Genomic DNA, 8932 nt, shown 5'->3' with positions numbered 1-8932 from the left:
GGATGTGCGAGGTCGTGGCCTCAGGCCACGGTCGCGGTGCCACCCGCGGCCTCGATCTTCTCCTTGGCGGAGCTCGAGAACGCGTTGGCGCTGATCTGGACGGCGACCGAGATGTCGCCCTGGCCCAGGACCTTGACGGGCTGGCCCTTGCGGACGGCGCCCTTGGCCACCAGGTCGGCGACGGTCACGGAGCCACCCTCGGGGAAGAGCTCCCCGAGGCGGTCGAGGTTGACGACCTGGAACTCCACGCGGAAGGGGTTCTTGAAGCCCTTCAGCTTGGGCAGGCGCATGTGGATCGGCATCTGGCCACCCTCGAAGGCAACCGGAACCTGGTAGCGCGCCTTGGTGCCCTTGGTACCGCGGCCGGCGGTCTTGCCCTTCGAGGCCTCACCGCGACCCACGCGGGTCTTCGCGGTCTTGGCACCCGGAGCGGGACGCAAGTGGTGCAGCTTGAGCGTCATGTCACTCCACCTCCTCGAACGTCACCAGGTGACGGACGGTGTTGATCATGCCCCGGATCTCCGGGCGGTCTTCCTTCACGACGACGTCGCCGATCCGCTTGAGACCGAGGGAACGAAGCGTCTCGCGCTGGTTGGCCTTGAGGCCGACCGTGCCGCGCTTCTGCTGGACCTTGAGCTGTGCCATTACTGCTGCACCCCCGCCGTCGCCTCGAGCTGGCCCTCGGCGCGCGCCTTGAGCAGCGCCGCCGGGGTGACGTCCTCGACGCGCATGCCGCGACGAGCAGCCACGGCCTCGGGCTCCTCGAGCATCCGCAGCGCCTCGACGGTCGCGTGGACGATGTTGATCTGGTTCGACGAGCCGAGCGACTTGCTCAGCACGTCGTGGATGCCGGCGCACTCGAGGACCGCGCGCACCGGGCCACCGGCGATCACACCGGTACCGGGAGCGGCGGGACGCAGCAGGACGACGCCCGCGGCCTTCTCGCCCTGCACCGGGTGCGGGATGGTGCCCTGGATGCGCGGGACCTTGAAGAAGTGCTTCTTGGCCTCCTCGACACCCTTGGCGATCGCCGCGGGAACTTCCTTCGCCTTGCCGTAGCCGACGCCGACCAGACCTTCACCGTCGCCGACGATCACGAGGGCGGTGAAGCTGAAGCGACGACCACCCTTCACGACCTTGGCGACACGGTTGATCGCCACGACCCGCTCGATGTAGACAGACTTCTCGGCCTGGCCACGACCGTTGTCGCGTCCGCGACGGTCGCCCGAGCCACCGCTGCGCTGTCCGCGCTGGGCTCCGCTCATGAGATGTGCTCCATATCTAAGTTCTCTCTCTGGTCGCGTGAGGCGATCAGAAGGACAATCCGCCCTCACGGGCGGCATCGGCGAGGGCCGCGATGCGACCGTGGTACTTGTTGCCCGCACGGTCGAAGACGACGTCCTCGATCCCGGCGGCCTTGGCACGCGACGCCACGAGCTCGCCGACCAGCTTGGCCTTGGCGGTCTTGTCGCCGTCGGTCCCACGGACGTCGGCCTCCATGGTGGAGGCGTAGGCCAGCGTGGCGCCCTTCAGGTCGTCGACGACCTGCACCGAGAGGTGCTTGGCCGACTTGGTCACCACGAGGCGCGGACGCTCGGAGGTGCCGTTGATCCGCTTGCGACCGCGCGCCTGGCGGCGCAGACGGGCACGAACGCGGTTGGCGGTGTGCTTGTTGTTGCTCAGCGAGATCGCCATGTCACTTACCGGCCTTTCCGACCTTGCGGCGGATGTGCTCGCCGGCGTAGCGCACGCCCTTGCCCTTGTAGGGCTCGGGCTTGCGGAGCTTGCGGATCTTGGCCGCAACCTCTCCGACGAGCTGCTTGTCGATGCCGACGACACCGAGCTTGGTCGGGCCCTCGACGGTGAAGGTGATGCCCTCGGGGGCGTCGAAGATGATCGGGTGCGAGTAGCCGAGCTGGAACTCCAGCTGCGTCGGACCCTTGGGCAGGACGCGGTAACCCACGCCCACGATCTCGAGCTTCTTCTCGTAGCCCTCGGTGACGCCCACCACCATGTTGTTGATGAGCGTGCGGGTCAGGCCGTGGAGCGAGCGGCTGTTGCGCTCGTCGTCGGGACGCTGAACCTCGAGGATGCCGTCCTCGCCCTTGGCGACCGTGATCGGCGCGGCGATGGTGTGCGACAGGGTGCCCTTGGGGCCCTTGACGGTCACCAGCGCGTCATCGATCGCGACGTCGACACCGGACGGGACCGCGATGGGGAGCTTGCCAATGCGCGACATGCTTCTCTCTCTTCCTGGTCTCAGTAGGTCCGGGTCACCAGACGTAGGCGAGGACTTCGCCGCCCACGCCCTTCTGGTTCGCCTGGCGGTCGGTGAGCAGGCCCTGTGACGTCGAGATGATCGCGACGCCGAGTCCTCCGAGGACCCGGGGCAGGTTGGTGCTCTTGGCGTAGACGCGGAGGCCGGGCTTGCTGATGCGGCGCACGCCGGCGATCGAGCGCTCCCGGTTGCGGCCGTACTTGAGCGTGACGGTCAGCGTCTTGCCGACGGCGGGCTCGCCCTCGGCGGAGACGTTGTCCGCGACGTCGTAGGAGGTGATGTAGCCCTCCTGCTTGAGGATCTCCGCGAGGCCGGCCTTCATCTTGCTGTAAGGCATCGACACCACGTCGTGGTACGCCTGGTTGGCGTTGCGCAGACGCGTGAGCATGTCTGCGATCGGGTCAGTCATCGTCATGATGTGGTTCTTTCTCGTCGTGGTTTCGCTCGGCTCACGGCCGGGCGACCTTCAACGGGTGTGAGGGAATTACCAGGAGGACTTGGTGACGCCGGGCAGCTCACCGCGGTGGGCCATCTCCCGCAGGCAGATCCGGCACAGGCCGAACTTGCGGTAGACGGACTTCGGGCGACCGCAGCGCTGGCAGCGGGTGTAGCCGCGGACAGCGAACTTCGGCTTGCGAGCGGCCTTGACCTTGAGCGCAGTCTTCGCCATGTCAGTTCTCCTTGAACGGGAAGCCGAGCTGCTTCAGCAGCGCGCGGCCCTCGTCGTCATTGGTGGCGGTGGTCACGATGGTGATGTCCATACCGCGCGACCGGTCGATCTTGTCCTGGTTGATCTCGTGGAACATGACCTGCTCGGTGAGACCGAACGTGTAGTTGCCGCGCCCGTCGAACTGCTTCGGCGAGAGGCCGCGGAAGTCACGGATGCGGGGCAGGGCCAGGGACAGCAGGCGGTCCAGGAACTCCCACATGCGGTCGCCGCGCAGCGTGACGTGCGCACCGATCGGCATTCCCTCACGCAGCTTGAACTGCGCGATGGACTTGCGGGCCTTGGTCACGGCCGGCTTCTGGCCGGTGATCGCGGTGAGGTCGCGGATCGCGCCCTCGATCAGCTTGGAGTCGCGAGCAGCCTCGCCGACACCCATGTTGACCACGATCTTGGTCAGGCCGGGGACCTGCATGATGTTGGCGATGTCGAACTCGGAGCGCAGCGCGGGGACGATCTCCTCGCGGTAGCGCGACTTGAGACGAGGAATCTCGGTGGACGTGGTCTCGGCCATCTCAGATCTCCTTGCCGGTCTTGCGGGACACGCGGACCGAGCGGCTGGCGGTGTAGGTCGAGCCGTCGGGACGGCGCTTGGTGACCTCGTCGCGGCGGAAGCCGACGCGGGTGACGCCGTCACCCTCGACCAGCATCACGTTGGAGACGTGGATGGGCGCCTCACGGGTGATGATGCCGCCGGTCGTGCCGGTCTGCTGGACGGACTTGGTGTGGCGCTTGACGAGGTTGACTCCCTCGACGATCACGCGGTCCTCCTCGCGGAGGACCGAGATGACCTTGCCCTGGGCACCCTTGTCCTTGCCGGCGATCACCTTGACGGTGTCGCCCTTCTTGATGTTCATGTCCTTACCCATCTCTCACAACACCTCCGGGGCGAGCGAGATGATCTTCATGAAGCGCTTCTCGCGCAGCTCGCGGCCGACGGGGCCGAAGATGCGCGTGCCACGGGGCTCGCCGTCGTTCTTGAGGATGACGGCGGCGTTCTCGTCGAAGCGGATGTAGGAACCGTCGGCGCGGCGACGCTCCTTGACGGTGCGCACGACCACGGCCTTGACGACGTCGCCCTTCTTGACGTTGCCACCGGGGATCGCGTCCTTGACGGTGGCGACGATGACGTCACCGATGCCGGCGTAGCGACGGCCAGAGCCACCGAGAACACGGATGCAGAGGATCTCCTTCGCACCGGTGTTGTCGGCGACCTTGAGTCGCGACTCCTGCTGGATCATTGGTTTCTCCTGGTTGTCGAGCTGGTTCTCACACCCTCGCGGGGTGTGAGCCTGGCCGAACTGGTGGGGTTCTTTGCTTGCGGGCCGGGTGGGGCGAGCGGGGCTCACCTCACCGGGGACTCACTTGGCCTTTTCGAGGACCTCGATGAGACGCCAGCGCTTGGTGGCGGACAGCGGACGGGTCTCCATGATCAGGACCCGGTCGCCGATGCCGCACTGGTTGGTCTCGTCGTGGGCCTTGAGGCGCGACGTCTTGCGCAGCACCTTGCCGTAGAGCGCGTGCTTCACGCGGTCCTCGACGGCGACGACGATGGTCTTGTCCATCTTGTCGCTGACGACGAGGCCCTCACGGACCTTGCGCTGGTTGCGCTCGCCGGTCGACTGGGTCGCAGTGTTCTCGCTCATGCCTTCGCCTCTTCGTTGTTCGCGCCCGGCGTGGTGCGGATGCCGAGCTCGCGCTCGCGCACCACGGTGTAGATGCGGGCGATGTCCTTCTTGACCACGCGCAGCCGGCCGTGGCTGTCCAGCTGGCCGGTGGCAGCCTGGAAGCGGAGGTTGAAAAGCTCCTCCTTGGCCTCGCGGAGCTTGGCCTCCAGGTCGGTGGCGTTGAGCTCGTCGAGCTCGTGGGCGTTCAGCTTGGTAGCCATCAGAATTCACCGGCCTCACGGGAGATGAACCGGCACTTCATCGGAAGCTTGTGCATCGCGCGGCGCATGGCCTCACGAGCAGTCACCTCGTCGACACCGGAGAGTTCGAACATGACGCGGCCGGGCTTGACGTTGGCAACCCACCACTCGGGGGAACCCTTGCCGGAACCCATGCGGGTCTCGGCAGGCTTCTTGGTCAGCGGGCGGTCCGGGTAGATGTTGATCCAGACCTTTCCGCCACGCTTGATGTGACGGGTCATGGCGATACGGGCCGACTCGATCTGTCGGTTGGTCACGTAGTGACCCTCGACCGCCTGGATGCCGAAGTCACCGAAGGCCAGCGAGGTGCCGCCCTTCGCAACGCCACGGCGCTTGGGGTGGTGCTGCTTGCGGTGCTTGACGCGACGGGGCATCAACATGAGGTCAGGCCTCCTGTCCGGTGCTCGGTGCAGCCTCGGCAGCCGGAGCCTCGGTGGACTCGGTGCGAGGAGCGCGGTCGCCGCGCGAGCCACGGCTCGGGCGGTCGCCGCCACGGGTGGTGGGACGGCCACCGCGGCCGGGGGCACCGGCGCGGGCGGCCTGCTGGGCCTGGCGCTCGGCACGCGTGCCGGCGACCTCGCCCTTGTAGATCCAGACCTTGACGCCGATGCGACCGAAGGTGGTCTTGGCCTCGTAGAAGCCGTAGTCGATGTCGGCACGGAGGGTGTGCAGGGGCACGCGGCCCTCGCGGTAGAACTCCGTGCGCGACATCTCGGCGCCGTTGAGACGACCCGAGCACTGGATCCGGATGCCCTTGGCACCGGAGCGCATCGAGGTCTGCATCGCCTTGCGCATGGCACGGCGGAACTGCACGCGGCCGGACAGCTGCTCGGCAACGCCCTGGGCGACGAGCTGCGCGTCGATCTCGGGGTTCTTGACCTCGAGGATGTTCAGCTGGACCTGCTTGCCGGTGAGCTTCTCGAGCTCGCCGCGGATGCGGTCGGCCTCGGCGCCACGGCGACCGATCACGATGCCGGGACGCGCGGTGTGGATGTCCACACGGACGCGGTCGCGGGTGCGCTCGATCTCGACCTTGGCGATGCCGGCCCGCTCCATGCCCTTGGAGAGCAGCTTGCGGATGGCGACGTCCTCACCGACGTACGACTTGTAGAGCTTGTCGGCGTACCAACGGCTCTTGTGGTCGGTGGAGATGCCCAGGCGGAAGCCGTTCGGGTTGATCTTCTGGCCCATCAGGCACCCTTTCCGTTCTTACCCTTGGGGTTGGTCAGCGCGTCGGCCGGCTGCACCGCGAGGGTGATGTGGCTGGTGCGCTTGTTGATGCGGGTCGCACGGCCCTGGGCACGCGGACGCCAACGCTTCATCGTCGGGCCCTCGTCGACCATGGCGACGGAGAGCACGAGGTCGGCCCGGTTGAGGCCCTCGGTGGTCTCCGCGTTGGCGATCGCGCTCTCCAGCACCTTGTAGACGGTCTCGGAGGCGGCCTGCGGCGCGAACTGCAGCAGGGTCAGGGCCTCGTCGACCTGGAGGCCGCGGACCATGTCGACGACACGGCGGGCCTTCATCGGGGTGATCCGCACGTAGCGTGCGCTGGCGAACGCGCCCGGCTGGTCGCCGAGCAGCGACTCGCGGCGCGCACTGGTGCGGCTGCGCTCGGTGGTGCTCATCGACGGCGTCCCTTCCGGTCTTCCTTGACGTGCCCGCGGTAGGTGCGGGTGGGGGCGAACTCCCCGAGCTTGTGGCCGACCATGGAGTCGGTCACGAAGACGGGGACGTGCTTGCGACCGTCGTGCACGGCGATGGTGTGGCCGATCATGTCGGGCACGATCATCGACCGGCGCGACCAGGTCTTGATGACGTTGTGGCTGCCCTTCTCGTTCTCGGCGTCCACCTTCTTCTGAAGGTGGTCGTCGATGAAGGGGCCCTTCTTCAGGCTGCGAGGCATGTCGGTTACTTCCTACCCTTGCCGGACTTGCGACGACGGATGATCTGGGAGTCGCTGGCCTTGCGCTTGCGCGTACGGCCCTCGGGCTTGCCCCAGGGGGAGACGGGGTGGCGACCACCGGACGTCTTGCCCTCACCACCACCGTGCGGGTGGTCGACCGGGTTCATGACGACACCGCGGACGGTCGGGCGCACGCCCTTCCAGCGCATGCGGCCGGCCTTGCCCCAGTTGATGTTGGACTGCTCGGCGTTGCCGACCTCACCGATGGTGGCGCGGCAGCGCACGTCGACGAAGCGCATCTCGCCCGAAGGCATGCGGAGCGTCGCGCGGCTTCCCTCGCGGGCCACCAGCTGCGCCGAGTTGCCCGCCGAGCGGGCGATCTTGGCGCCGCCGCCGGGGCGGAGCTCCACGCAGTGGATGGTCGTACCGACCGGGATGTTGCGCAGGGGCAGGTTGTTGCCCGGCTTGATGTCGGCGTTGGGGCCCGACTCGACCGGGGTGCCCTGCTCGAGGCCCTTGGGGGCGACGATGTAGCGCTTCTCGCCGTCGGCGTAGTGCAGCAGCGCGATGCGGGCGGTGCGGTTGGGGTCGTACTCGATGTGAGCGACCTTGGCCGGCACGCCGTCCTTGTCGTAGCGACGGAAGTCGATGATGCGGTAGGCGCGCTTGTGGCCGCCACCCTTGTGCCGGGTGGTGATGCGGCCCTGGTTGTTGCGGCCACCGTTCTTCGGCAGCGGACGCGTCAGCGACTTCTCGGGCGTGGTCCGGGTGATCTCGACGAAGTCGGCCACCGACGAGCCACGACGGCCCGGGGTGGTCGGCTTGTACTTGCGGATAGCCATATCAGTTCCTAGTCAGGAGCCCGGTCAGGAGACCGGACCTCCGAAGATGTCGATGCGGTGACCCTCGGCGAGGCTGACGATCGCGCGCTTGGTGTTGGGGCGCTTGCCCATGCCGTAGCGGGTGCGACGGGTCTTGCCCTGACGGTTGATCGTGTTGACCGAGGTGACCTTGACGTCGAAGACCTTCTCGACCGCGATCTTGATCTCGGTCTTGTTGGCGTCCGGGTGGACGATGAAGGTGTACTTGTTGGCGTCGAGCAGGCCGTAGCTCTTCTCGGAGACGACCGGCGCGATCAGCACGTCGCGGTGGTCCTTGTGCAGGGTGCTCACTTGTCGTCCTCCTTGGCGGACCCGCCGCCGGCGCGCTTGAAGCCAGCGGCCTCGGCGTCCTCGGCGCTCTTGAACCAGAACTCCGCCTCGGTGGCGTCGTACCACTGGCCGTCGGGCTCGTGGTAGAGGCCGGAGTCGGCGTTGCCCTTGATGTCGTAGCCCTTGGGCGCGTTGCCGCTCTTCAGCGGAGCCTTCGCACCCTTCGGCAGGGCGGGCGCCTCGTCGGCGGCGGCCTCGTCGGCAGCCGGGACGTCGGCGAACGCCTTGACCTCGGTGGTCTCGGCCTTGGCGACCTTGGCGACCTTCGTCTCGGCCTTGGCCGGGGCGGCAGAGGCGCCACCCACGAAGGCGTCGTAGGCGCCCTTGGTGAAGACCACGTCGTCCGCGGCGAGCACGTCGTAGGTGTTGAGCTGGTCGACGGCGACGATGTGGACCTCGGGCGCGTTGCGCAGCGAGAGCCAGGTGATCGCGTCGGAGCGCTCGAGCACCACGAGGTAGCCCACGCGGTCGGTCAGCGAGGTCAGCGAGGCCAGCGCGGCCTTGGTGGAGGGCTTGTCACCCGACACCAGTCCGTCGACCACGTGGACGCGGTCGTTGCGGGCCCGGTCCGAGAGGGCTCCGCGCAGGGCGGCGGCCTTCATCTTCTTGGGCGTGCGCTGGTCGTAGCTGCGCGGCTGCGGGCCGTGGACGGTGCCACCGCCGGCGAACTGCGGAGCGCGGGTCGAGCCCTGACGGGCGCGGCCGGTGCCCTTCTGCTTGTAGGGCTTGCGACCACCGCCGCGGACCTCGCCGCGGGTCTTGGTGGCGTGCGTGCCCTGGCGCGCGGCAGCCTGCTGCGCGACCACGACCTGGTGGATCAGGGGGATGTTGACCTCGACGTCGAAGATCTCGGCGGGGAGGTCGACCTTGACGGTCTTGACAGCCATGC

19 protein-coding genes are annotated in these 8932 nt (G+C 67.7%); all 19 read right to left on the bottom strand.

The window, feature by feature from the left end; translation table 11 throughout:
• Positions 1-20 precede the first annotated feature (20 nt).
• The 19 genes from rplO to rplD all read right to left on the bottom strand — a co-directional run bounded on the left by rplO (position 21) and on the right by rplD (position 8930).
• The gene (gene rplO / locus ACS3YM_RS02015) at positions 21-461 is read right to left on the bottom strand and encodes a 50S ribosomal protein L15 (protein WP_439938371.1); all 441 of its coding nucleotides are present in this window, start codon (positions 459-461) and stop codon (positions 21-23) included.
• A 1-nt stretch (position 462) separates the two neighbouring features.
• On the bottom strand, positions 463-645 hold the full coding sequence (gene rpmD, locus ACS3YM_RS02010) for a 50S ribosomal protein L30 (RefSeq protein WP_090969275.1): 183 nt from the start codon (positions 643-645) through the stop codon (positions 463-465).
• Complete coding sequence (gene rpsE / locus ACS3YM_RS02005) at positions 645-1265, bottom strand: 30S ribosomal protein S5 (RefSeq protein ID WP_439938370.1); 621 nt, start codon at positions 1263-1265, stop codon at positions 645-647. Before rpsE ends, rpmD begins: the two co-directional genes overlap by 1 nt.
• A 46-nt stretch (positions 1266-1311) precedes the next feature.
• A complete protein-coding gene (rplR, locus tag ACS3YM_RS02000; RefSeq protein WP_439938369.1) occupies positions 1312-1695 on the bottom strand; it encodes a 50S ribosomal protein L18 in 384 nt (127 codons plus the stop codon).
• 1 nt (position 1696) lies between these two features.
• A complete protein-coding gene (gene rplF / locus ACS3YM_RS01995; protein ID WP_439938368.1) occupies positions 1697-2239 on the bottom strand; it encodes a 50S ribosomal protein L6 in 543 nt (180 codons plus the stop codon).
• 34 nt (positions 2240-2273) lie between these two features.
• Positions 2274-2693: a 30S ribosomal protein S8 gene (rpsH, locus tag ACS3YM_RS01990; protein ID WP_439938367.1), complete on the bottom strand. Its 420-nt coding sequence runs from the start codon at positions 2691-2693 to the stop codon at positions 2274-2276.
• 69 nt (positions 2694-2762) lie between these two features.
• Positions 2763-2948: a type Z 30S ribosomal protein S14 gene (locus ACS3YM_RS01985; protein ID WP_056151931.1), complete on the bottom strand. Its 186-nt coding sequence runs from the start codon at positions 2946-2948 to the stop codon at positions 2763-2765.
• Between the two features lies 1 nt (position 2949).
• Complete coding sequence (gene rplE / locus ACS3YM_RS01980) at positions 2950-3516, bottom strand: 50S ribosomal protein L5 (protein WP_439938366.1); 567 nt, start codon at positions 3514-3516, stop codon at positions 2950-2952.
• A 1-nt stretch (position 3517) separates the two neighbouring features.
• Positions 3518-3859 (bottom strand): 50S ribosomal protein L24, encoded by a 342-nt coding sequence (gene rplX, locus ACS3YM_RS01975; protein WP_439938365.1) that lies wholly within the window; start codon positions 3857-3859, stop codon positions 3518-3520.
• A gap of 15 nt (positions 3860-3874) precedes the next feature.
• Positions 3875-4243, bottom strand: a complete 369-nt coding sequence (gene rplN / locus ACS3YM_RS01970) for a 50S ribosomal protein L14 (RefSeq protein WP_056599693.1) — start codon at positions 4241-4243, stop codon at positions 3875-3877.
• A gap of 120 nt (positions 4244-4363) precedes the next feature.
• Positions 4364-4648, bottom strand: a complete 285-nt coding sequence (gene rpsQ / locus ACS3YM_RS01965) for a 30S ribosomal protein S17 (protein WP_439938364.1) — start codon at positions 4646-4648, stop codon at positions 4364-4366.
• Positions 4645-4890 (bottom strand): 50S ribosomal protein L29, encoded by a 246-nt coding sequence (gene rpmC / locus ACS3YM_RS01960; RefSeq protein ID WP_439938363.1) that lies wholly within the window; start codon positions 4888-4890, stop codon positions 4645-4647. Before rpmC ends, rpsQ begins: the two co-directional genes overlap by 4 nt.
• Complete coding sequence (gene rplP, locus ACS3YM_RS01955) at positions 4890-5309, bottom strand: 50S ribosomal protein L16 (RefSeq protein ID WP_135838849.1); 420 nt, start codon at positions 5307-5309, stop codon at positions 4890-4892. The genes rpmC and rplP overlap by 1 nt, the downstream gene beginning before the upstream one ends.
• 4 nt (positions 5310-5313) lie before the next feature.
• Entirely contained in the window at positions 5314-6120 is an 807-nt protein-coding gene (gene rpsC / locus ACS3YM_RS01950; RefSeq protein WP_439938362.1) for a 30S ribosomal protein S3, read from the bottom strand.
• A complete protein-coding gene (rplV, locus tag ACS3YM_RS01945) occupies positions 6120-6554 on the bottom strand; it encodes a 50S ribosomal protein L22 (protein WP_439938361.1) in 435 nt (144 codons plus the stop codon). Before rplV ends, rpsC begins: the two co-directional genes overlap by 1 nt.
• Complete coding sequence (gene rpsS, locus ACS3YM_RS01940) at positions 6551-6832, bottom strand: 30S ribosomal protein S19 (RefSeq protein ID WP_056599671.1); 282 nt, start codon at positions 6830-6832, stop codon at positions 6551-6553. The genes rplV and rpsS overlap by 4 nt, the downstream gene beginning before the upstream one ends.
• 5 nt (positions 6833-6837) lie before the next feature.
• Positions 6838-7674 (bottom strand): 50S ribosomal protein L2, encoded by an 837-nt coding sequence (gene rplB / locus ACS3YM_RS01935; protein WP_209952520.1) that lies wholly within the window; start codon positions 7672-7674, stop codon positions 6838-6840.
• Positions 7675-7698: 24 nt separating this feature from the next.
• A complete protein-coding gene (gene rplW, locus ACS3YM_RS01930) occupies positions 7699-8004 on the bottom strand; it encodes a 50S ribosomal protein L23 (RefSeq protein WP_056599661.1) in 306 nt (101 codons plus the stop codon).
• Complete coding sequence (gene rplD, locus ACS3YM_RS01925; RefSeq protein WP_439938360.1) at positions 8001-8930, bottom strand: 50S ribosomal protein L4, sunset domain variant; 930 nt, start codon at positions 8928-8930, stop codon at positions 8001-8003. Before rplD ends, rplW begins: the two co-directional genes overlap by 4 nt.
• Between the last annotated feature and the right edge of the window lie 2 nt (positions 8931-8932).

It is taken from the genome of Nocardioides sp. N13(2025) (genome assembly GCF_051912545.1).
Taxonomy (GTDB): Bacteria; Actinomycetota; Actinomycetes; order Propionibacteriales; family Nocardioidaceae; genus Nocardioides.
This window is presented reverse-complemented; position numbering and strand designations above follow the sequence as displayed.